19 protein-coding genes and 1 pseudogene are annotated in these 21,628 nt (G+C 60.7%); 4 read left to right on the top strand and 16 right to left on the bottom strand.

What is annotated here, in order from left to right:
- Positions 1–13: 13 nt before the first annotated feature.
- From B0G71_RS30470 to B0G71_RS30460, 3 genes are read right to left on the bottom strand one after another with little or no spacing between them, the layout of a single operon-like run.
- On the bottom strand, positions 14–574 hold the full coding sequence (locus B0G71_RS30470; RefSeq protein WP_116146447.1) for a MarR family winged helix-turn-helix transcriptional regulator: 561 nt from the start codon (positions 572–574) through the stop codon (positions 14–16).
- The gene (locus B0G71_RS30465) at positions 571–1,344 is read right to left on the bottom strand and encodes an SDR family NAD(P)-dependent oxidoreductase (RefSeq protein ID WP_116146445.1); all 774 of its coding nucleotides are present in this window, start codon (positions 1,342–1,344) and stop codon (positions 571–573) included. Before B0G71_RS30465 ends, B0G71_RS30470 begins: the two co-directional genes overlap by 4 nt.
- Positions 1,341–3,713 (bottom strand): bifunctional salicylyl-CoA 5-hydroxylase/oxidoreductase, encoded by a 2,373-nt coding sequence (locus tag B0G71_RS30460; RefSeq protein ID WP_116146437.1) that lies wholly within the window; start codon positions 3,711–3,713, stop codon positions 1,341–1,343. The genes B0G71_RS30465 and B0G71_RS30460 overlap by 4 nt, the downstream gene beginning before the upstream one ends.
- A gap of 280 nt (positions 3,714–3,993) precedes the next feature.
- Here B0G71_RS30460 and B0G71_RS30455 point away from each other — a divergent pair, with 280 nt between their 5' ends.
- Both B0G71_RS30455 and B0G71_RS30450 read left to right on the top strand, forming a co-directional pair.
- Positions 3,994–5,292, top strand: coding sequence for an MFS transporter (locus B0G71_RS30455; protein ID WP_116146435.1), 1,299 nt, complete (start codon positions 3,994–3,996; stop codon positions 5,290–5,292).
- Positions 5,293–5,337: 45 nt separating this feature from the next.
- The gene (locus tag B0G71_RS30450; RefSeq protein ID WP_116146434.1) at positions 5,338–6,117 is read left to right on the top strand and encodes a substrate-binding domain-containing protein; all 780 of its coding nucleotides are present in this window, start codon (positions 5,338–5,340) and stop codon (positions 6,115–6,117) included.
- 15 nt (positions 6,118–6,132) lie between these two features.
- On the opposite strand, the gene dctA is transcribed toward B0G71_RS30450, so the two are convergent.
- The 8 genes and pseudogenes from dctA to B0G71_RS30410 form a co-directional block, all read right to left on the bottom strand.
- Positions 6,133–7,434, bottom strand: coding sequence for a C4-dicarboxylate transporter DctA (gene dctA, locus B0G71_RS30445; RefSeq protein ID WP_116146432.1), 1,302 nt, complete (start codon positions 7,432–7,434; stop codon positions 6,133–6,135).
- Positions 7,431–8,360, bottom strand: a complete 930-nt coding sequence (locus B0G71_RS30440; RefSeq protein WP_116146431.1) for a LysR family transcriptional regulator — start codon at positions 8,358–8,360, stop codon at positions 7,431–7,433. The genes dctA and B0G71_RS30440 overlap by 4 nt, the downstream gene beginning before the upstream one ends.
- A gap of 405 nt (positions 8,361–8,765) precedes the next feature.
- Positions 8,766–9,863, bottom strand: a complete 1,098-nt coding sequence (locus tag B0G71_RS30435) for a beta-propeller fold lactonase family protein (RefSeq protein WP_116146429.1) — start codon at positions 9,861–9,863, stop codon at positions 8,766–8,768.
- A gap of 136 nt (positions 9,864–9,999) precedes the next feature.
- A pseudogene (locus tag B0G71_RS30430) lies at positions 10,000–11,552 on the bottom strand (methyl-accepting chemotaxis protein).
- 318 nt (positions 11,553–11,870) lie between these two features.
- Positions 11,871–13,184, bottom strand: coding sequence for an MFS transporter (locus B0G71_RS30425; RefSeq protein ID WP_258875695.1), 1,314 nt, complete (start codon positions 13,182–13,184; stop codon positions 11,871–11,873).
- Positions 13,185–13,394: 210 nt separating this feature from the next.
- Positions 13,395–13,928, bottom strand: coding sequence for a GNAT family N-acetyltransferase (locus tag B0G71_RS30420; RefSeq protein ID WP_116146428.1), 534 nt, complete (start codon positions 13,926–13,928; stop codon positions 13,395–13,397).
- Between the two features lie 106 nt (positions 13,929–14,034).
- On the bottom strand, positions 14,035–14,511 hold the full coding sequence (locus tag B0G71_RS30415) for a GNAT family N-acetyltransferase (RefSeq protein WP_116149006.1): 477 nt from the start codon (positions 14,509–14,511) through the stop codon (positions 14,035–14,037).
- Positions 14,512–14,576: 65 nt separating this feature from the next.
- The gene (locus B0G71_RS30410; RefSeq protein WP_116146426.1) at positions 14,577–16,259 is read right to left on the bottom strand and encodes a bifunctional diguanylate cyclase/phosphodiesterase; all 1,683 of its coding nucleotides are present in this window, start codon (positions 16,257–16,259) and stop codon (positions 14,577–14,579) included.
- 797 nt (positions 16,260–17,056) lie between these two features.
- Between B0G71_RS30410 and B0G71_RS30405 the strand changes: the two genes are divergently transcribed.
- Positions 17,057–17,824: a hypothetical protein gene (locus B0G71_RS30405; protein ID WP_116146425.1), complete on the top strand. Its 768-nt coding sequence runs from the start codon at positions 17,057–17,059 to the stop codon at positions 17,822–17,824.
- Positions 17,825–17,983: 159 nt separating this feature from the next.
- The gene (locus B0G71_RS30400) at positions 17,984–18,439 is read left to right on the top strand and encodes a hypothetical protein (RefSeq protein ID WP_116146423.1); all 456 of its coding nucleotides are present in this window, start codon (positions 17,984–17,986) and stop codon (positions 18,437–18,439) included.
- Here the strand turns inward: B0G71_RS30400 and B0G71_RS41050 are convergent.
- The 5 genes from B0G71_RS41050 to B0G71_RS30380 form a co-directional block, all read right to left on the bottom strand.
- Positions 18,433–18,621, bottom strand: coding sequence for a hypothetical protein (locus B0G71_RS41050; RefSeq protein ID WP_147308719.1), 189 nt, complete (start codon positions 18,619–18,621; stop codon positions 18,433–18,435). The genes B0G71_RS30400 and B0G71_RS41050 overlap by 7 nt on opposite strands.
- Complete coding sequence (locus B0G71_RS30395) at positions 18,618–19,571, bottom strand: IS5 family transposase (protein WP_116146422.1); 954 nt, start codon at positions 19,569–19,571, stop codon at positions 18,618–18,620. The genes B0G71_RS41050 and B0G71_RS30395 overlap by 4 nt, the downstream gene beginning before the upstream one ends.
- 80 nt (positions 19,572–19,651) lie before the next feature.
- Positions 19,652–20,074 carry an arsenate reductase (glutaredoxin) gene (arsC, locus tag B0G71_RS30390; protein ID WP_116146420.1) on the bottom strand — a complete coding sequence of 141 codons (423 nt, stop codon included), beginning with the start codon at positions 20,072–20,074 and terminating at the stop codon, positions 19,652–19,654.
- Complete coding sequence (gene arsB / locus B0G71_RS30385) at positions 20,071–21,156, bottom strand: ACR3 family arsenite efflux transporter (protein ID WP_116146418.1); 1,086 nt, start codon at positions 21,154–21,156, stop codon at positions 20,071–20,073. Before arsB ends, arsC begins: the two co-directional genes overlap by 4 nt.
- Positions 21,153–21,479 carry a helix-turn-helix transcriptional regulator gene (locus tag B0G71_RS30380; protein ID WP_116146417.1) on the bottom strand — a complete coding sequence of 109 codons (327 nt, stop codon included), beginning with the start codon at positions 21,477–21,479 and terminating at the stop codon, positions 21,153–21,155. Before B0G71_RS30380 ends, arsB begins: the two co-directional genes overlap by 4 nt.
- Positions 21,480–21,628: the final 149 nt, after the last annotated feature.

Here is a 21,628-nt window from a genome sequence, read left to right as displayed (position 1 = left end):
GGTTCGATGCCGATCAGTCTTTCAGACTGTCGAGTAGATGTTGCTTGAGTTTGCCCAGGCGCTGATGAGTGCGCGATTTTTCATCGAGGCTCAAACCGCCGAACAGTTCGACTACCCATTGCTCGTGTGCGATCGCCATCTTGTCGAACGCTTTGCGTCCGGCGGGCGTCAGGCACACGCTGATCGAGCGTCGATCGTTCGGATCGTTGTCGCGCGACACCAGGCCTTCTTTTTCGAGCTGATCCGTAATACCGGTGATGTTGCCGCCTGTCACCATCAAACGACGCGACAACTCGGTCATCTTCAGGCCTTCGGGATGTCGTTCCAATTGGGCCATCAGATCAAAACGCGGCAACGTGGTGTCGAATTCGTTGCGCAGACGCTTGCGCAATTCCGCTTGCACGAGGTTGGTCGTGGTCAGCATGCGCAGCCACAGACGCAGGCCCATGTGGCTATCCGCGCCCGTGCTCATTTCGAGGTCCACGACGTTCTCCGCGGGTTTCGGCACGCCTTTGCGCGGCGGCTTCGTTTCAGCCGCCGCCGTGGGCTTTTTGATGTTGGATGACTTGGTCACATCACTTCTCCACCAGAGATGGAAATGGATTGCCCCGTGACGGCGTCCGAGCCGGGTTGGCAAAGCCAGAGGACGGCATTGGCAACCTGTTCCGGACTCACGAAGCGACGTTGCGGATTCGAGCGAAGCAAGGTTTCGCGCGCCTGCTGTTCGGTGCGCGAGGTCTTGCTGGTGATCTGTTCGAGCGATGCGTGCAGCAGTTCCGTTTCCGTGTAGCCGGGGCACACGGCGTTGACGGTGACGCCTTTCGTCGCGACTTCCAACGCGAGTGAGCGCGTGAGACCGATCACGCCATGTTTCGCGGCGCAATAGGCGGCGACGTACGCGTAGCCGATTTGTCCCGCCGTGCTGGCCACATTGATGATGCGTCCATGCCCGCGTTCGAGCATGCGTGGCAACACAGCGCGCGTGCCGAGGAAGACGCCGGTAAGGTTCACGTCGAGCATGCGCTGCCAGAGCGCCGTGTCGGTGTGTGTGAACGGCGCGGCTTGCGCCTGGCCCGCGTTGTTGATGAGGATGTCGACTTCGCCGGCTTCACCAAAAGCGCTTGCGACGGAGTCTTCCTGAGTGACGTCGACGCTAATGCAAGCGACGTCGCCCAGCGTCCGGCATTTCTCGCGCTGTACGTCGAGACGTTCCGCGTTGCGGCCCATCAACGTGACGCGCGCTCCGGCACGCAGCAGCGCTTCCGCGACGGCGGCGCCGATGCCGCTGCCGCCGCCAGTGACGACCGCGTGCTGTCCCGCGAGTGTCGAATTGAGGGTGTTCACACGGTTCCTTCGGCGCGTTGCGCGCGTTCTTGCGGCGACAGCCCCGCGTTTGCGGCGGCTTGAGCGCGCTCGCGTTCGAGGTTGCGTTCGAGTTGAGACTTCGCCGCGGTGTAGGGCTTCGGCCACATCACGTCGAAATAGCCGATCTTGGCCGCTTCGTTCAACGTCCACGAAGGATTCGCCAGATGCGGGCGCGCAATCGCGCACAGATCCGCGCGGCCTGCCGCGATGATGCTATTCACGTGATCCGCTTCGGAGATCGCGCCGACCGCGATCGTCGCGATACCCGCTTCGTTGCGCACGCGGTCGGCGAACGGCGTTTGGAACATGCGGCCGAAAACCGGTTTTTCTTCCTTGCTGACCTGGCCCGACGAGACATCGATCATGTCGGCGCCGGCCGCCTTGAAAGCCTCAGCGATCTTGACTGCGTCGTCGGGTGTCGTGCCGCCTTCGACCCAATCGTTCGCGGAGATGCGCACGGAAATCGGCTTGTCTTGCGGCCAGACCGCGCGGATCGCCTTGAAAACCTGCAACGGATAGCGCAGACGATTTTCCAGCGAGCCGCCGTAGTCGTCAGTGCGATGATTGGTGAGCGGCGACAGAAAGCTCGACAGGAAATAGCCGTGCGCGCAATGTAATTCGAGCCAGTCGAACCCTGCCTCGGCCGACATTTGCGTGGCGCGGACGAACTGCGCTTCGATTTCGCGCAGCTCGTCTTGTGTGGCTTCGCGCGAATGCTGGCTGACGCCGCGCAGATATTGTTGCGGCGACGCCGAGATGAGCGGCCAGTTGCCTTCCGCGAGTGGTTGATCGATGCCTTCCCACGAAACACGTGTCGAGCCTTTCGCGCCCGAATGGCCGAGCTGGATTCCAATCTTCGCATCCGACTGACGATGCACCAGGTCGACGATGCGCTTCCATGCGGTGAGATGCTCCGGCGTATACATGCCGGGACACGCGGGCGTGATGCGCGCTTCGGGGGAGACGCAGGTCATTTCCGTCATGACCAGCCCAGCGCCGCCCATCGCGCGAGCGCCGAGATGCATCAGATGATAGTCGCCCGCAATGCCGTCGACGGCGGAGTATTGCGCCATCGGCGAAACGACTACGCGGTTTTTTAGCGTCACGCCGCGCAACGTGAAGGGCGTGAACATGGGCGGGACAGAGTGCTTCTCGGGCGCGCGATTCACGCCGGAGCGCTGGGCGAGCCAGTCTTCGAAGCTTGATAGATACTTTGCATCGCGTTCACGCAGATTTTCATGCGAGATGCGCTGTGAGCGCGTGAGCAGCGAATACGCGAACTGTTCCGGCTCGAACGACGTATAGCGGTCCACATGCTCGAACCATTCCGTCGAATTGCGCGCCGCGTTCTGAATACGCAATACGTCGATGCTGCGCACGTCGGTGTAATGCTTCAGCGCGGCGGCCAGATCACCCGGATGCGCGCCCATGCTGTTGGCGAGTTCGATCGAATCTTCAAGCGCGAGCTTGGTGCCCGAGCCTATCGAGAAATGAGCAGTGTGCGCGGCGTCGCCCATGAGGACGACTGGCGTTTGCGTGCCGTCAGCGTTGTTGCGCCAATGCACCCACTCGTCGTTGACGACACGCGGGAAGCGAATCCATTGCGACGAGCCGCGCAAATGCGCCGCGTTGGATAGCAGCGCATTGCCGTCCAGATACTTCGCGAACAGCTTTTCGCAAAAGGCGATGCTGTCCTCTTTGCTCATTTCGTCGAGGCCGGCGGCGCGCCACACGCGCTCCGGCGTTTCGACGATAAACGTGGAGGTCTGATCGTCGAAGCGATAAGCGTGCGCCTGGAACCAGCCGAATTCGGTTTCTTCGAAGGCGAACGTGAAGGCGTCGAAGAGTTTTTTGGTGCCGAGCCAGACGAAGCGGCAGTCGCGCATGTCGATGGCGGGCCGATAGGTGGCCGCGTACTTTTGACGGACTGCGCTGTTCGCGCCGTCGCAGGCGATGATCAGGTCGGCTTCGTAGACGCTGTCGTCCGTGACTTGGGTTTCGAAAACCAGCCTGACGCCCAGTTCTTCACAGCGTGCCTGCAAGATATTCAGCAGACGTTTGCGGCCGATCCCGCAGAAGCCGTGACCCGACGAACGGATTTGCCGGCCGCGGAAATTGATCTCGATGTCGTCCCAGTGATTGAAGGCGTCGAGGATGGCGTCGGCACTGGGGGCGTCGGCGGCGCGCAGATTGCCGAGCGTCTGGTCGGAGAAGACGACGCCCCAGCCGAAGGTGTCGTACGGACGGTTGCGCTCGACGACCGTGACATCGTAGGCCGGGTTCCGGCTCTTCATCAAAAGGCCGAAGTACAGGCCGGCTGGGCCGCCACCAATGCAAACGATGCGCATGCTTGTTCCCCATGTGTGAACGCTGCTGACGGGGGTAATTTAGGCTTAGATAGTTTAGATGTCAACTAAATATGGGTGGGGAGGTGGCGGGGCGCCGCGGTGAGCCGAACGCCCGCATCCCGGCGCCGCTTCGTAGCTCGAGCGATTCGCCGACACTGATAACCAACGCACATTAATCGTTCCAAAAATAGCACTTATCGTTTCGCGCGGTTCGGGCGAATATTCGCCAAACAACAAAGCGCCCGAACACCGCAAGTTAAAAATCTCTGGAGACACCTCGATGCATCCCTCCTCACCCCCGCTGGCCCCCGGGCAATCGAAGGCTTCCGCCGTGCTGCGCGTGACGGCAGGCAACTTCCTGGAGCAGTTCGACTTCTTCCTGTTCGGCTTCTACGCCACGCAGATCGCCGCGGTCTTTTTCCCGGCGGGGAGCGAGTTCGCCTCACTGATGATGACGTTCGCAGTGTTTGGCGCAGGCTTCCTGATGCGGCCGCTCGGCGCGATCATCCTCGGCGCGTATATCGACGATGTCGGCCGCCGCAAGGGCCTGATTGTCACGCTGTCGATCATGGCGAGCGGCACCATCCTGATCGCGTTCGTGCCCGGCTATGCGACGATCGGACTGTTCGCTCCGGCCCTGGTTCTCCTTGGCCGTCTGCTGCAGGGCTTCTCCGCGGGTGCGGAACTGGGCGGGGTATCGGTCTATCTCGCAGAGATGGCGACGCCGGGCCACAAGGGTTTCTTCACGAGTTGGCAGTCGGCGAGCCAGCAAGTGGCGATCGTCGTCGCTGCCGCGCTCGGCTTCGCGCTCAATCATTGGCTGGACACGGCGGCGATCGCCGCGTGGGGATGGCGCGTGCCGTTCTTCGTCGGCTGCATGATCGTGCCTTTTATTTTCATCTTGCGGCGCAATCTCGAGGAAACGCAAGAATTCAAACAGCGCCAGCGTCGCCCGACCATGAAAGCAGTCTTTACGACGCTCGTGCAGAACTGGAATGTCGTGATCGCAGGCGTGCTGCTGGTCGCCATGACCACGACGAGCTTTTATCTGATCACGGTGTACGCACCGACCTTTGGCAAGACCGTCCTGCATCTGAGCACGGCAGATAGTCTGCTGGTCACGCTGTGCGTGGGCGTCTCGAACTTCATCTGGCTGCCGATCGGCGGCGCGCTGTCGGACCGGATTGGACGCCGTCCGCTCCTTCTCGGAATGACGAGCCTGGCGATTGCAACCGCCTACCCCGCGCTATCGCTGCTGGCTCATGCGCCGAGCTTCGTCAACATGCTGCTTGTGCTGCTCTGGCTCTCGTTCATGTACGGCATGTATAACGGCGCGATGGTCGTCGCGCTCACCGAAGTGATGCCGGTCGAAGTGCGTGTTGCCGGATTCTCTTTGGCCTACAGCCTCGCGACGGCGGTCTTCGGCGGTTTCACGCCCGTTATCTCGACCGCGCTCATTCACATGACCGGCGATAAAGCCGCGCCGGGCTACTGGATGAGCTTTGCCGCGGTATGCGGGCTCGGTGCCACGCTCGCACTGTATCGGCGCCGTCGTGCTCCGCTGCATGCGGCTTCCTGAAGCATCGCTTCGCTCCTCGAACTTCATCCCGACGTTCATTCAACCATGAAATCCATCCTTCTGAAACTCTGCGCCACAGCGCTCCTCGGCGGCGCCGCCGCAGCGAACGTGCAGGCCGCCGAACTGCACGTGATGAGCTCCGGCGGCTTCACCGCCGCCTACAAGCTGCTCGGCCCGAAGTTCGCGGCGTCCACGGGCAACACGCTCGATACCGCGCTCGGACCGTCGATGGGCAAGTCGCCGGAGGCCATTCCGAACCGGCTTCAGCGCGGCGAGGCCGCCGACGTGGTGATCATGGTCGGCTATGCACTCGACGACCTCATCAAGCAGGGCAAGGTGATCCCCGATTCACGCGTGGAGCTCGCGGATTCTCGCATCGGAATGGTCGTGCGCGATGGCGCGCCGAAGCCCGACATCGGGTCAGAGGCGGCGCTCAAGGAAACCTTGCTGCATACCCGGTCGATCGCTTACTCGGATAGCGCGAGCGGTGTCTATATCGAGCGCGAGTTGTTCAAGCGTCTCGGCATCGAGGAGCAGGTGAAGAGCAAGGCGAAGATGATCCCGAAGATTCCGGTGGCGTCGGTGGTTGCGACCGGCGACTACGAAGTGGGATTTCAGCAGGTGAGCGAGTTGCTCCCGGTGAAGGGCGCGGCGTACGTCGGCAAGATTCCGGAGTCGATGCAGTCCGTCACGCGCTATGCGGCCGGCATCCCGGTCGGCGCGCAGCATCCGAAGGAAGCGAAAGCGCTGCTCGACTATCTCGCGTCGCCCGCCGTGCAGCCGGTGGTGACATCGACCGGGCTCGATTCGGTCGCCGCGCACTGAGACGACGGCAACGATTCAGCCCGGCAGGTCCGCGGGCTGATCGAAAGCCTCTTCGGGCTCGTGCGCCAGACTCAATGCGTTCTGCAGACGTGTTCGGTCGCAGGCGCGCTCCCACATCGAGACGAAGATCACCGCGCAGGCGTTGCTGATCACGCTCGTCAGCGCACGCGCCTCGGACATGAAGCGATCGATGCCGACCAGTAGCGCGACGCCTGCCACCGGCAGATCGGGAATGACAGCGAGCGTCGCGACGAGCGCAACCAGTCCGCTGCCCGACACGCCCGCCGCGCCCTTCGACGTGATCAGCATGACCAGCAGCATCGTCGCGATCTGGCCGCCCGACAGGTGTACGTCGCACGCTTGCGCGATGAACATCGAGGCGAGCGTCAGGTAGATTGCCGTGCCGTCGAGATTGAAGGAATAGCCGGCTGGCAGCACGAGACCCACAATGCCTTTGTCGCAGCCAAGCGCTTCGAGCTTGACGATGAGGCGAGGCAGCACCGGTTCGGTCGATGACGTCGCGAGCACGATGACGAGTTCCTCGCGAATGTAGCGCAGCAAACGCCAGAGGGAGAAGCGATGCAGGCGTGCGAGGGGACCGAGCACGCAGACCACGAACAGCAGGCACGCCGCATAGAACGACAACATCAGCATGCCGAGCGAGCCGATCGAATGGATGCCGAAACGGCCCACCGTGAACGCCATCGCGCCGAATGCTCCGATGGGGGCGAGACGCATGATCAGTGCGAGGATGCGGAACAGCACATGCGCGACGCTATCGATGAATTCCCGCACTCGCCGTCCGACGCTTCCGCCGGCGTTCAATGCGAAGCCGAACAGAAGGGCAAGCAGCAGGACCGGCAGAACCTCGCCTTTCTCGAAGGCGCCGACGAGCGTCTCCGGAATCAGATGCAGTGCGAATTCGACAAGCCCGTGCGGCTGCGTGCGCGTTGAATACTGCGCCAGGAAGGCCGTGTCCAGATGATGCGCGTCGATGTGCAAACCCGCACCCGGATGCAGCGCGAACGCGGTCGCAAGGCCCAGACCAAGCGCAACGATGGTAAGAGCGTAGAACAGCGCGAGCGCTTTCAGGATGATCCGGCCGATTTTCGAGCCGCTTGCAAGCGACGTGATGCCGATGACGATCGTGCAAAAGACGATTGGCGCGATCATCATCCGAACCAGTGCGACGAAAGCATCGCTGAGCGGTTTGAGCGACGCGCCGGCCTGTGGCCAGAAGTGGCCGACGGTCATGCCGAGCGCCATTCCAACGAGGACCTGGACGTAAAGCAGCCGGAACGGCCCTGGCAGTGTCATGTCGAGGTCTTCTTCGCCGCGCGGGCCACGCCGCTGGGTTTCGCGTCGAGAATCATCTGATAGAACTGCTGCGCGGCCGGCGCGAGCGGACGCCCCCGGCGTCTGACAATGCCGACTCGCCTCGTCACGACCGGATCGACGAGCGGCACGCTGGTCAAAATCGGATGGCCCCGCATGGGCATTGCCATTGAAGGTACCGCTGCCACACCGAGTCCCGCTTCGATCAGGCCGAGCATGGTGGTGACATGGCGCGTCTCGCAGACGCTCGGCACTGCCGGCGCCACGTTGGTCAACGCCTGATCGAGCAGCAGGCGGTTGCCGGAAGTCTTGTCCACGGAGACATATTCGTGTTCATAAAGCTCGCTCCAGGTCACCCGCTTTTTCCGGGCAAGGGGATGATCGCGACGGCACGCGGCGACGAACCGTTCTTGCAGCAGCACCTTGAACTCGACTTCGGTTTCCTGGCTGCCCATGAAGCTGACGCCGAAATCGGCTTCGCCGCTGATAACCGAGCCGAGCACTTCGTTGGCGCTCGAGTCCAGCAGCTTGACCCGGATGCGCGGATAGCGGCTGTGATAGGCGGCAACGACGCTCGGCAGGAAATAGTAGGCAACCGACGGCACGCATGCGATGGTGACATGACCGAGGCGGCTGCTGGAGACGTCGCGAATACCGAGCAATGCGACATCGAGATCGTCGAGAAGTTGTTCCGCGCTCGGGGCGAACACGCGACCTATGGTGGTGAGCGTCACGCTGCGGGTGGTCCGCTCGAAGAGCCGCACGCCGAGCGCCGCTTCGAGCTTTTCGATGCGCCGGCTCAGCGCCGGCTGAGAAATATTGACCGCCTCCGCTGCTTTGCGAAAGCTACCCAACTCCACGACGGCTCGAAACGCCTGCAGATCGTTCAGGTCGAAGTTGACACCCACAAGACATCCTCCGCATTGTCGATGTGGCTATTTTGCATGATGCGGGTGAAAGCGCCCATCGAGGACTACATTGGGTGGTTAGACCGCGAGGGGTTGGCGGAGTGGGGGTCAGGGGGGGGATCGTCGTGTCGGTGGTTATTCGTGGCCGAGAGGTGGGCGTCTCTTCGTGGCCGACGAACTGAGCTGCACGACGACTGGCTGAGGTCGTTGGAGTCATTCGAACATGAATGGCGGCCGTGCCCTCCCAGGCTTGTATCTGCCCGCCGCAGGTGGTCGGTCAATAACGCGGCACCGGTCCGCTATTCGCAATACGAGGCGTCTGGTCGAACCCGGGTCTACGTCCAGGCCGCCCCCGGTTCGTGCCGCCGTCAAACCCCGGGACTGCGCGGCGACCCTCACCAACCGTCAATCGGTGCTCGTACCATTAAACTCGACGATTTCAACCCAGTTCGCCCCCTTACCCACCGGATACTGTCCAATCGCGCTCAGCGCACCGGACTTCCGGTCAATACGATAAGCGCTTAGATTCGCCGACAACTGACCGACCGCCAGCAGGTACGCGCCAGACGGATCGATATTGAACCCACGTGGCTGCTTTTCAGTCTGGTACGTGCCGATACGCGTCAGCTTGCCCGAGCGCATGCTGACCTTATACGCGGCGAGCGTGCTGGACGTGCGCTCCGACGTATACAGAAGACGCCCGTCGGGAGTCAGGTGGAGATCGGCTCCCCACGGTTTGTCACCCGAGAAATCAGGCGGCAGGATGGAGATCGTCTGAATCGGCTTGACCGTGTCGCGCGTGCCATCGAAGGCGAGCACATGCAGTTTGCCGTCAAGCTCATCGATCAGATACGCGAACCGATGATCCGGCGAAAAGATGAAATGGCGCGGTCCCGATTTCGGTGGCAACGAATACGCGGGCGCGGCGTCCTCAGTCAACTGGCCGTTCGACGCGTCGAACTTGAGACGCAGCCAGGCATCCGAGCCGAGCACCGACGCGAACACGTAGCGATTGTCAGGCGCGTTGCGAATCGCGTGAGCCATTGGGCCCGTCTTGACGATCTGCTGCACTTCGCCGACCACCCCGTCCGCACCGATCCGGTTCACCGCCAGAAGGTTGCCGCCGTATGACGCGGAAAACAGGTAGCGGCCGTTCGCATCCGTCGAGACATAGGCCATGCTTTCCGCGAGCGGCGCTCTGCCGAGTTCGATCAGCCGGCCATCGAGCGGATTAACCGCAAAACTCACCACGCGATACGGCTGCGAGCGCAGCCCGGCATAAAGCCGGAGATGGTCGGGCGAAAACGCCATCGGCATCACCGTTGCGCCGACCGCCACGGTCTCCACGGCCGTCAGCGAGCCATTCGACTTGTCGAGGCTGAAAACGGAAATATCCTTGCTATCGGCATTCGATACGTATGCGTACGTTGCGGCCTGCGAGGCGCTGGACAGCACGGCGGCCAACCCGACTGCCGCTACACCGAGGATACCTTTAACGTTCATGCTCAAACTCCGGATACAAATGGTTGAAGTCGCCGAACGCCGCCGGCGCCCACCGTCGGACGACGAACAGCGATGCGGCTTTACCTGGGAAACGCTTGCTTGATCGGCGACGGGCGTTGATCGTTCGCGCCGTCTGTCAACGGGCAAGACGAAACGCCGAGACAGCATCCGTCAGCAACTGCGCCTGCTGCTCGAGAGCGCTCGCGGCGGCGGCGGCCTCCTCGACGAGCGCTGCATTCTGTTGGGTCACCGGTCCATTTGCGTCACCGCCTGGCCAACCTGTTCGATGCCAGTGCTCTGCTCGATCGTCGCCGCCTTGATCTCATTCATGATGGTGGCCACGCTGCGTACGGCGCCGACAATTTCCTTCATCGACTGCCCCGCCTGCGCGACCAGGTTATTCCCGTTCGCCACGTCCTCGACCGAGGCGCCGATCAAGGCCTTGATTTCACGGGCAGCGTCCGCGCTACGTAGCGCGAGACTGCGAACCTCGCTTGCGACGACGGCGAAACCGCGTCCCTGCTCGCCCGCCCGCGCCGATTCAACCGCTGCATTCAACGCGAGGATATTGGTCTGAAATGCAATACTGTCGATCATCCCGGTAATCTCGGCGATCCTGCGCGAGCTTTCGCTGATGGCATTCATCGTCTGGATGGCGCGCTCGACAACTTCGCCGCCGGTCTGCGCGACATCCGCCGCGCTCGAAGCCTGTGTGCTTGCCTGCTGCGCATTGTCCGCGTTCTGTTTGACGGTCGACGTCAGCTGTTCCATGCTCGCGGCGGTTTGCTCCAGCGCCGCAGACTGCTGCTCGGTGCGGCTCGACAGATCGAGGTTGCCCGCCGCGATCTCCCGCGCGCCACCATAAATCGCTTCGCAACTGTTGCGCACGTTTGCCACGGTCTGGGATAAACCGCGCTGCATCCGCTGCATCGCTGCGAAAAGCTGACCGATCTCGTTATCGCTCGCTTCGGGGATGAGCGCCGTCAGATCGTTCGCCGCGATCTGATCGAGCAGGTCAGCGGCCTCCTTCAGCGGCGTCGTCACGATACGCCGCAGCGCGAAATGGGTGGCGACGATCAGCGCAAGCGCGCCGGCCACCCCGATAACGACCAGACTGACGACCCATTGATATTCGCGCTCGGCCTGCGCAATAGCATCGTTCGACAGCGTGTTCGCCATGCTCTGGAATTTCTCGACGTTCACCGAATACGCTGCGCCGGCCGCCGTAATGTCGCGATCGTTGATCGCGACATAGGCGTTCGTATCACCGGCACGCACGGCATCGACGGCTTTCTTCAGGATTGCCGCGAGATTGTTCGACGATTCGACCAACTGTTGTTTCAACCCGTCATCCTGACCACTAAAAGAGGCCGCATCACGAAACGACTGCGTTTCCGCGGCCGCCCGGTCCAACGTCGTCCCGGCGCTTTTCAACGCCGAGTCTCGCGTTGCCTCGTCGTTGCGTTCCTTCAAGGCCGAATAGGCCCGCGTCAGCGCGGCTCGGGTGCGTGTGGAGTCCTTGTATCCGTCGTTGACAAGGATTTCCTGCGTCGCAATCTGATGAATGCGAGCAAGATTGGCATTCGCGCGACTGAGCGTGGTGACGCCGAGCACCCCGCCAAACAAAATCATCGTGGCAAAGATCACGAAGATAGCAAGGAGGCTTTTTCGAACCGATACGTTCCGCATACTGCTTCTAGTCCATCGTTGTACGATGACTTGTTTACGGCAGATCGACCGATTTCCTTAGAAAAATAGACATTTCGACGGCCGTTCCTCTATTTGGCCGGGCGCCGTCGGTCGTCCGCTGGCCTCGATCGCCGGCGAGGGGTTAGTTGTACGATGACTTGTGCGCCGCAGAGTTGATTGAGCGATTGCGGGCAAAGGCCGCCCTTCGTGGCCGGCTGTCTCACGCGAACGCCACACATCGCGAGATCTCGCCCACGGCAATCGGCACCACGCAACCCCGAGCGGCCTAGCATTTCCTGAACGCTGCCGTGCCGTGATCTACGTAGTCTGTGTCGATTCAGGCACCACGGATGATGCGAATGCATGGGGATATTCGTGACGAAACCAGTCTTTCACCTGCTCGTGGTTGAGCGCAAAGAATTCGCGCGATCTCGGTATCAAGACAAAACCAAAAGCGAGCAGACAGGTGGCGAGACCGAAGCATGTATAGACCTTGCCTACCGCCCAATGCGTGAGCGCCGCACCTGCGATCATCGGACCAAGAATGCCCGCAATCTGCGTGGTCATCATGCTGGCAGCGAGAATGCGCACGCGGAAATTCTGCGGGATAGCCAACGAGCGGTGAGTCGCGCCGACGAGGCCCATCGATGCATTGGCGAAACCCACACACGTAAGCGTCAATACGAGAACGACAGGTGAATGCGCCCAGCCGGAAGCAGCGAGTGCCAGCCCTTCGCACATCGCGGCCCCCACCCGGACGTTGAATCGGCCGAAACGACTGACCAGTGCATCAGAACCACGAAAGCTTCCGAGTAGTAAACCTATGGACAAGGCCGCTTCGCAAACGCCTAGCCACAGACCCGACAGCCCGAGCGATTGGACTTTGAGCGGGATCAGCATGCCGACTGCGGGACCTTGGAATATCCAGACGAGGAAGTTTACGAGTGTCCAGCCGCGCTCCAACGGGACGATCCATTTAGCATGCAGCCCGGCGCGCAGGTCTTTCCACCAACGAGCTAGACCGCGATGGTGTTCGCTATGCTGAGATTGAGATGGAAGATGCAAAGTCACGTAAGCAGCGACGCCGAGCAGTATGCCGTTCATCCAAAATGTTGCAGCTATACCGCCCGAGGCCAGTGTCGCACCGGCCAATGCTGGCCCTAAGGCACGGCCAACTGCCTGCGTCGATTTACGAAGACGAAGCGCTTCGGCCAAACGGTTCGCCGGAACAAGTTCAGCCGAAATGGTGGAGCTGGCCGGGTCAACGAAAGCTTTCGCTATGACGCTGACCACGCCTATGCAGATGATGAGCATGAGTCGGTAGTCGGACAGCGAGGCGAGCGTCGCGAGGATGAAGGCGACGACCATCAGGGCGCACATACCCCATGCAATCTGCTGTCTCTTTGCGTAGCGATCGCCGAGTGGCGCAAGCAGTGGCATTGCAAAAATCGTGGTAATCGCGATGCTTACGCTATAGATCGCCAAGTCATGCGCGCCGCCCCGGTGAACGATCCACCAGGGGAGCGTGATATAGCCAACCATTTCTGCCAGGATCCTCATCAGATCGCTGAGAAGCAGACTGGCAAGAGGGACGCCGATCGAGCTTACGCGAGCCTTGATTTCCCGAATCACCGTCTTCCCCCTGTTGAGCTCGTGATGCTACCTCAACATTTTTCTCTCCGTTTAGATGCTCGTCTCCAGAGGCCGACATTTCACTAGTGGATGCTGTACCCGATTCACGGCTGGCGACGCTTCGCGTCGCGATTGCCGGCAATTCGCGCAGCTATGTCGACTGGTTGTTCATGGGCGACGGAGGTCGATGTGAAGGCCGAACCGAACCACCTATGCGTCGTTCGTCACCGGCTGGCGAGGAATTCGGTAGACCACGGACATGTACTTCGGCGTCAGGCGGCTTTCCACAACGACGCCTCCCAACGACTCGGCGATGCGCCGACTGGGGCGGTTCTCTTCGGCAACCGGATAGGTAAAGCTTTCAGAGCCAATGGTTCGCGTTGCCCAGCGTGCAACTAGCGTTACAGCTTCACGACCAAAGCCATTTCGATGACGATCTTCACGAATCCAGATGCCGAGTTCCGGGCTCGCGGTATGTACGCGGTGAAGTCCGGCCAACCCAAGGAAACTCCCGTCAGCGCGTTGACGCACTGCGAATACATAGTCTGACCCATCGGCTATCGACGGTATCCAGGACCGCCAAACACCGTCAAAATCATCCCGGGATGCCGGTGGGTCCCATGCCATGTGACGGGTGAGCGAAGGGGTGATGCATGAAAACGTCGCATTGGCGTCGCTGGCCGAGAACGGTTTGATCAGGAGCCGGGTTGATTCAATCTGAATTTCTGTCGGCCGCAGCAGCATCTCAAGTCCTCCGTCGAGGTTTGTTTATATTCACCAATTAAAAATCATCTAGCGGACCTCCTGCCGCCTCGCTGCTGAAGCGACGGTGTTGTAAGCCCGGTGGTGTTCACTCGAGCTGGTTAAGCGTGATTGCCTTGGGCAATACCTTCGGTTCGACTGGCTGACGCACATAGTAGACATCCCACTCTCTTTCGTCCGTCTGTACGAATCCATAGCGCTGGTAGAAGCGGTTTGAATCACTGCCGCGCAAAGCACCGACCCGGATTGGCAGGCGTTGCGCGTCGGCGCGTGCGAACACGTCCCGCAAGACGGCCGCGCCGACTCCTTTCCCTTGATGCTCCGGCAGGATGTACAGGTGGTCGAGTAGCCAGTGGTCTGCCTGCGGGCGAATAAGGATAAAGCCCGACCGCACGCCATCGATCTCTATGAATCGACAAAGCGCAGGATCGAATGACGCCAGGAAGCGCTCGCGAGCACGCTGCGGATCGAAACGGCCGATACGCTCCAGACTCTCGCGCATCGCGGCGATACGAATGGCGACCAACGTGTCCTTTGGTTGGCATTCGCCCGCATGCAGTGTCACGGACGCAGATGCCAGCGCTCGGCCCGAGCCTCGAGCAACGAGAGCGGCCGCCTGCGCGTTGACCGCTAGCGCGATCCGCCACGCGTGTCCTGCAACGACGAAATTCCAGCCGCCGGCACCGACCATGTCCCGGCGTAAGGTTTAATTCGCGCGGCCGGTACGGGCTTGCCAATGAAATATCCCTGCACGGCATCGCATCCAAGCTCGGTGACGAGCGCGAGTTGCATTTCGGTCTCGACGCCTTCCGCGACCGTTCTCATGCCCAGCGCGCGCGCAAGCGCCACCACCGCTTCGACCATCGCGCGCGCCCGGTGACAGGTCTCCTTCACGGAGAGCTCCTGCACGAACGACTTGTCGATCTTAATGCAGTCGACAGGTAGCCGTGCAAGGTATGCAAGGCTGGAGTAGCCGGTGCCGAAATCGTCGAGCGAGACGGTCACGCCGAGTTTTCGCACAGCCGAAAGCGCACGCGACGCGGCGGCGAAGTCGCTCATCACGGCGCTCTCCGTCACCTCGATTTCAAGTACGGAAGCGCCTACGCCGGCCGCCTCGGCCGCCTGCGAGACGAGTGCGGCGAGATCGCAGTTCTGGATCGTCGTGGCCGAAAGGTTGACAGCGACTTTGAACGGCCTGTGGTCGGTCGCCTGCCATTGCGCCGCCTGGCGGAGCGCGAGGCGAATTAGCCATTCGCCCGTTGCCTCATAGGCCGGCGATTCAAGCAGCACATCGAGAAAGTCGCCCGGGGCGAGCAGCCCCAGTTGCGGGTGGTTCCATCGCAGAAGCGCCTCCGCTCCGTAGATGCGGCCAGCATGCAGGTCCAGCTGCGGCTGGTAATGCAGTTCGAATTGGCGCGCGGCGCTGGCGCTCTCCAGATCCGCGCGCAGCCGCAGGCGATGCGCGAGGCGCTGCGCATCCTCCTGGCCAAACGACCACACTTGCGAACCTCCCGCGCGCTTCGCGTGATACATCGCGGTGTCCGCGTTACGCAGCAGCTCGGCCGCATTCGACGCCGACGCAGGGTAGCGCGCCACGCCGATGCTCGCGCCCAACGATGCCCGCACGCACGGCGTCTGAATCGGCTCGCGCAAACGTGCGATGACGTCGCGCGCCACGCTCGCGGCCTCGCCCTCGGGCGCGTCGACGATGAGAATCACGAATTCGTCGCCGCCAACGCGCGATGCATGGACGCGTTCGGTGACCATGTCCGAAAGACGCTCGCCGATGACACGCAGCACTTCATCGCCGGCCGCGTGGCCAAACGAATCGTTGATATCCTTGAAGCGGTCGAGGTCGATGAAAAGCAGATCGACGGAAGCGGCCCCGCCATCATCGCCGAGATGGTTTAGGCGCAGCAGCAGTTCCCGCCGGTTGATCAGGCCGGTCAGTTCATCATGCGTGGCTTGGCGCGACAGGCGTTCAGAGGTCGCGCGCGCTTCGGTGACATCGCGAACCAGCACGATGACACCGCTGTCGCGCGGGAATGCCCGCACTTCAAACCAGGTGCCGAGCGGCGCATAGAAGTCAGTCGCGCTGCTGGGCATATGTGTCTCGGCCGCCTGCCGATAGGCTGTTTCGTAGCTCGACCCGATGAGGTCTGGGTATTCGGCCCAGATCTCGCGACCCAGCAGGTCCGCGGGCCGACGTTTCAGCAGTCGCGCGGCGGTCTCGTTGATGTTCTGAAACTTCCACTCCCGGTCGAGCGCCATGACGCCGTCCGTGATGTGATCGAGTATTTGAAAATCTTCCACGTCCTTGCTCCCTCGACATATCCGCAATCGCTACCAGCTTGTATCGTAAGATCAAATTGGGCAATTGAGAACTTAGATGTTTTCGGGCTCGCCACCTGCGGTGGCTGATCGAGCTTTCAGGTGTGGACGCCCGTCGGGCGAACCCGACTCACCACGGCCGTTTGACTTTCTCGAAAACCGGCGATGACGCCAGGAGGCAAAATGTCGCACGACCACGCGTCTTCGCAATCCGGCGGAGCCTTGGCATCTGAACAGTCCTCGTATTGTCCGTCAGCACTGCCTTAGCATGCCAATCGGCCACGCATTTTGTTTTTCAACCGCAGTGCGAAAATCAATGGGCACTACGGCAGGTGCTCGTCCCCGCCTGGGTCTGAACACGGTAAGCCGCTCGTCGCAGGTCAGTTGTCGGAAGCGTCGCTGTTAGCCGCATACAACGCTTCTCCGAATGACTACCATGCGGACGGCGACGAGCAGTATTGGACAGGGGCCAACGCGCGTTATCCGTCAGATGCGGTATACAAAGGCCGACAAAAAAGCAAGGACAACTGCGAGAAAAGCGACAACAATAGGAAGCTGCTCCGAGCCATTTCCCGTTTCTCGGGGAGGCCGGAAAAAATTGCAGTTCGAATTTCCGCTTTTGCGATGCTGAGCGGCGATTCGCTTCATAAAAACGGAGCTGTGGAAGGAGGCGCCAGATATCATTGCAGCCAATCGCAACCTGCTATCCGGGCAAGGTCGGAACGCATAGATTGATCGACCTGGCCCGGCAGACCAAACACAAGACAAGGAAGCAACCCATGCAGCAACTGGTCAGGCATCCAATCATCCTGTTCGCCATCTCCTTCGTGCTCATGTTCATGGCCGCATGGATTGGTAGCGGGTTTCTGCGCTCACGCATGCCAATCGATGAAGACACGCGCGACGACTTCAAGCTCGTCCAGTCGGCGACCTTGACATTGCTCGCGCTTGTCATCGGTTTCAGCCTGTCGATGGCGGTGGGCCGTTACGACCAGCGGAAGAACCTCGAAGAGGAAGAAGCCAACGCGATCGGAACCGAGTTCATTCGTGCCGACCTCCTGGCCTCAAGCGAAGCGGCCGAGATACGCTCGCTCCTCGCTCAATATCTGATGATGCGTGTCGAGTTCTACCAGACGCGCGATCTGCATCGGGTCGAGCAGATCAATACGGCCACCGCCGATCTGCAAAACAGGTTGTGGGCCGCTGCCAAGAGCGGCGCGGTCAAACAGCCCAACCCGCTAAGCGCACTCGTTGTCGCGGGTATGAACGACGTAATCAACGCCCAAGGCTACACGCAGGCGGCCTGGTGGAATCGCATCCCGGTGGCCGCGTGGATACTCATGATCATGATTGGATTGTTCGCCAATCTGCTCGTGGGATACGGAGTAGCACATACGGATGTGAAAAAGCGCTTCCTTCTGGTCATGCCGCTCACCGTGTCTCTTTCATTCCTGTTGATCGCGGACATTGATAGCCCGCGTAACGGTATTATCCGCGTCGCACCTCAAAATCTGCTCAGCACCGCACAGTCGTTACCTAAGCCTTAGCGCCCAAGGAATTTCCGCCGAGTTAGCTGGAGTTGCCGGTAGCGAATTAAAGGAGGAACAGCAAGGCGAGTGACGTGACGTGGAACGCTCGGGCGGATCTGCGAACGCTTCCGGCGCGCGGCTATAATCGCGCTCGAACATGGCCAGAGGAAGTTACTCGTGAAAAAGATCGCCGCATTTGCGCTCGCCGCGCTTGTATTGACCGCTTGCTCGTCTGCCGAAAAGCGGGAGCAGCAGGAACAGAAGTTCCTCCACAACGAAACCAACCTTGCCGCCGCTCAACGCAATGCGGCAGTCGATTGCCAACCGGCGAACTGCGACGCCGCCTGGGCGCTGACGAAACGCTATATCGAGCAGCATTCCGATACGGCCGTTACGCGGGCGGACGCGGTCGCAATCGACACCGATGTGCCCGGTGGTTCGGGCAAGGTTGCCTTTTCCGCGACCCGCGCCGCAAAAGGTGCGGGTGCGACTTTGACGCTCTTCGCGCAATGCCGCGGTATGTACGGGCCGGAGAATGCGAAGGGTTCGGACTACGACGAGTGCGCCGAAAAAATCCTCAAGACGCAGAACGGCTATGTGGCGTTTCTCAGGTCACATGCGTCGGGTCAGTAACGGCCGGATTGTTCCTCCAGCGTTAAGGAAGGTCTGCACAACCCGCTTTTTGAAGCGTTATCTTTCACATCCTGCGCGGCCTCGGCGTTCAGATTTTTGTCGGTGAGTTGATTGCCGGAGTTTTTTCCGCGCACCGGAGCGCTCCAACCAGATATATGGCCTTCATCGGCCCGGTGTTTCAAGCTTTGCGCAAAGCTCTACGTGCCATCCATAGATTGCCCAAAGCAAACAGCGTGGTGACCTGGGCGGTGTTCTTCATCAAACCACGATAGCGGGTCTTCATGTAACCGAACTGCCGTTTGAGGATGCGAAACGGGTGTTCGACCTTGGCCCGGATACCCGCCTTCAGGCGTTCGATCTGATCGTATATCGCGTCCAGCGAATCACTCAGATCCAGTTTCCTTCGCTTTGCCGGTCGCATTGCAACATGCCAACGAACCGCGTCAGCCTCACATCGCTTTTCGATACCCAGATATCCGGCGTCCGCGTACACATCCGTTTCTTCACCATGCAGCAACGCCTGGGCTACCGTGATGTCGTGAACATTGGCCGCCGTTCCAATGACCGTATGGACCAGGCCCGAGTCGGCGTCCACGCCGATATGCATTTTCATCCCGAAGTACCAGTTACCACCTTTCTGCGTCGATTGCATTTCAGGATCGCGCGTGCCGGAGCCATTCTTTGTCGAACTGGGCGCGGCAATCAGGGTGGCGTCGACTGCCGAACCAGCCTTGAGCATCAGGCCTTTCTCCGTCAGGATTTCATTGACCAGCGCCAGCATTTGCACCGCCAGTCCGTGCGTTTCCAGCAGATGGCGGAACCGAAGAATCGTGCTTTCATCCGGCAAGCGAACCATCCCGCCGTCGAGACCCGCGAACTCGCGATACAGCGGCACGTCATAGAGTGCCTCTTCCATAGCAGGGTCTGACAAACCGAACCATTGCTGCATGAAATGAATCTGCAGCATCGTCGCAATCGGGAACGGCGGCCGACCGGTTTTGCCCGTGGGATAGTGCGGCTCGATCAGCGCAATCAGCTTCAACCAAGGCACAACGCGTCGCATCTCATCGAGAAATTCCCGCTTGCGCGTGCGCTTCGTTGACAGATCCAGACCAAGACCAAGTTGCGTCATCACACTGCTCCTCACCCAATTAGCTCTGTTTCCAGGATAGCTCAGCAGCAACACAATGCCAGGACTTCTGCAGACCTTCCTTAACGTACCCTTCGTCCGGTGCTATCGATCACCTGTTCGCCGTCCTCTTTTGCAAACGCGCGTTGCTGACCGGCGGGCAGGATGTCGAGCACGATTTCGGAAGGTCTGCATAAGCGCACGCCGAGCGGTGTGACGACAATCGGACGATTGATGAGAATTGGATGGGCCAGCATCGCCTCGAGTAACTGCTCATCGCTCAGGGTTGTATCAGCGAGGCCGAGTTGGTCATAGGGCGTGCCTTTTTCCCGTAGCGCGGTTCGCACGGTAAGGCCCGCGCGTTCGATCAGGTTCTTCAGCGTGTCCCGATCCGGCGGGCTCTTCAGATATTCGACGATCTCCGGCTCGATGCCGGCATTGCGAATCATCGCCAACGTGTTGCGCGAAGTGCCGCAATCCGGATTGTGATAGATCGTGACGCTCATACACGTTGTCCCTTCACGTTGTGTTTCGTCTCGTACCAGTGCTGCGAACGATTGACGACGCCGACCACCAGCAGCATTACCGGCACTTCGATCAGCACGCCGACAACGGTAGCCAGCGCGGCGCCCGAGTGGAATCCGAACAGACTGATCGCCGTGGCGACCGCCAGTTCGAAGAAATTGCTCGCGCCGATCAGGCTCGACGGACCCGCCACACAATGCGCAACGCCGAGCCGGCGATTCAGCAGATACGCAAGCCCGGAGTTGAAAAACACCTGAATCAGAATCGGCACCGCGAGCATGGCGATGACCAGCGGTTCGTCGACAATGGCTTGTCCCTGAAAGGCGAACAGCAACACCAGTGTGGCGAGCAGCGCACCGATCGAGTAGGGGCCGAGATGGGCGACGACCTGCTGGAAATAGGCGTCGCCCCTGGTCAGAAGACGCCGCCGCAGCAACTGGGCGAGGATGACCGGAACGACGATGTAGAGACCGACTGATGTGATCAACGTGTCCCATGGCACCGTGATGGCTGATAGACCCAGCAAAAGCGCGACCAGCGGCGCGAAAGCCACGATCATGATGGAGTCGTTCAGCGCCACTTGTGAGAGCGTGAAATACGGGTCGCCTTTGCAAAGCTGCGACCAGACGAACACCATGGCCGTGCAGGGTGCCGCGGCCAGCAGAATGAGGCCTGCGATATAGCTGTCGAGTTGAGCGGCGGGAAGCCACGGCGCGAAGACATGCCGGATAAAAATCCAGCCGAGCAGCGCCATTGAAAACGGCTTGACGAGCCAGTTCACGAACAGGGTGACGCCGATGCCGCGCCATTGGCTTTTCACCTGCGTCATGGCGGTGAAATCGATCTTGATCAGCATCGGGATGATCATCACCCAGATCAGCACGCCGACCGGAAGATTGACCTGCGCCACTTCCATACGGCCGATCGCCTGAAATGGCAGGGGCAGCCACTGTCCAAGTGCGACGCCGCATACGATGCACAGCGCGACCCACACGGTCAGGTAACGCTCGAAGAACCCGATCGCGGGCTGCGCGCCGCGAATGGTCGTGACAGTGCCGGTCATTTTTCGCAGCAGCCCGGAAGATCCGTCGCGCTGCACGTCGCGCCGGCACAGCAGTTCTCTGTCAGGAAGCCAATCAGATCCGTCATGGATTCGAAATTCGCCGAATAGATGACGAAGCGGCCGTCTTGCCGCGGCGTCACCATTTCAGCATGCGTCAGGTCCTTGAGATGAAAGGACAGGCTGGACGGCGAGAGCCCTAGCTGTTGCGCGATTTCACCGGCCGCCATGCCGTCTTTCCCAGCGACAACCAGCAGGCGGAAAATCGCCAGGCGAGTTTCATGAGCGAGCGCGCCGAGTGCGCGTACCACGAGGTTCGAGTTCATGACCGAACAATACGCCTCTCGCTTTTATATTTCAAGTATTGTTGAAATGACGCTATGAGCATCGCGGCTGAAGCGGATCACATGAAGGGTAGGTTCTATTGGAATTGCGCAGGCGATGGTCGGCTGAACTTCGCCGTACGGCCCTGCGC

The sequence above is a fragment of the Paraburkholderia sp. BL27I4N3 genome (assembly GCF_003386115.1).
Classification (GTDB): Bacteria; Pseudomonadota; Gammaproteobacteria; order Burkholderiales; family Burkholderiaceae; genus Paraburkholderia.
Note: the sequence above shows the minus strand (reverse complement) of the source record. Positions and strands in the feature narration are given on the sequence as shown.

What these genes read in the sequence shown, in the direction of transcription:
- B0G71_RS30460 (WP_116146437.1), bottom strand. Translation starts at nt 3,713, where the DNA reads ATGCGCATCGTTTGCATTGGTGGCGGCCCAGCCGGCCTGTACTTCGGC.
- B0G71_RS30455 (WP_116146435.1), top strand. Translation starts at nt 3,994, where the DNA reads ATGCATCCCTCCTCACCCCCGCTGGCCCCCGGGCAATCGAAGGCTTCC.
- B0G71_RS30450 (WP_116146434.1), top strand. Translation starts at nt 5,338, where the DNA reads ATGAAATCCATCCTTCTGAAACTCTGCGCCACAGCGCTCCTCGGCGGC.
- dctA (WP_116146432.1), bottom strand. Translation starts at nt 7,434, where the DNA reads ATGACACTGCCAGGGCCGTTCCGGCTGCTTTACGTCCAGGTCCTCGTT.
- B0G71_RS30435 (WP_116146429.1), bottom strand. Translation starts at nt 9,863, where the DNA reads ATGAACGTTAAAGGTATCCTCGGTGTAGCGGCAGTCGGGTTGGCCGCC.
- B0G71_RS30420 (WP_116146428.1), bottom strand. Translation starts at nt 13,928, where the DNA reads ATGCTGCTGCGGCCGACAGAAATTCAGATTGAATCAACCCGGCTCCTG.
- B0G71_RS30405 (WP_116146425.1), top strand. Translation starts at nt 17,057, where the DNA reads ATGCAGCAACTGGTCAGGCATCCAATCATCCTGTTCGCCATCTCCTTC.
- B0G71_RS30395 (WP_116146422.1), bottom strand. Translation starts at nt 19,571, where the DNA reads ATGACGCAACTTGGTCTTGGTCTGGATCTGTCAACGAAGCGCACGCGC.
- arsC (WP_116146420.1), bottom strand. Translation starts at nt 20,074, where the DNA reads ATGAGCGTCACGATCTATCACAATCCGGATTGCGGCACTTCGCGCAAC.
- arsB (WP_116146418.1), bottom strand. Translation starts at nt 21,156, where the DNA reads ATGACCGGCACTGTCACGACCATTCGCGGCGCGCAGCCCGCGATCGGG.
- B0G71_RS30380 (WP_116146417.1), bottom strand. Translation starts at nt 21,479, where the DNA reads ATGAACTCGAACCTCGTGGTACGCGCACTCGGCGCGCTCGCTCATGAA.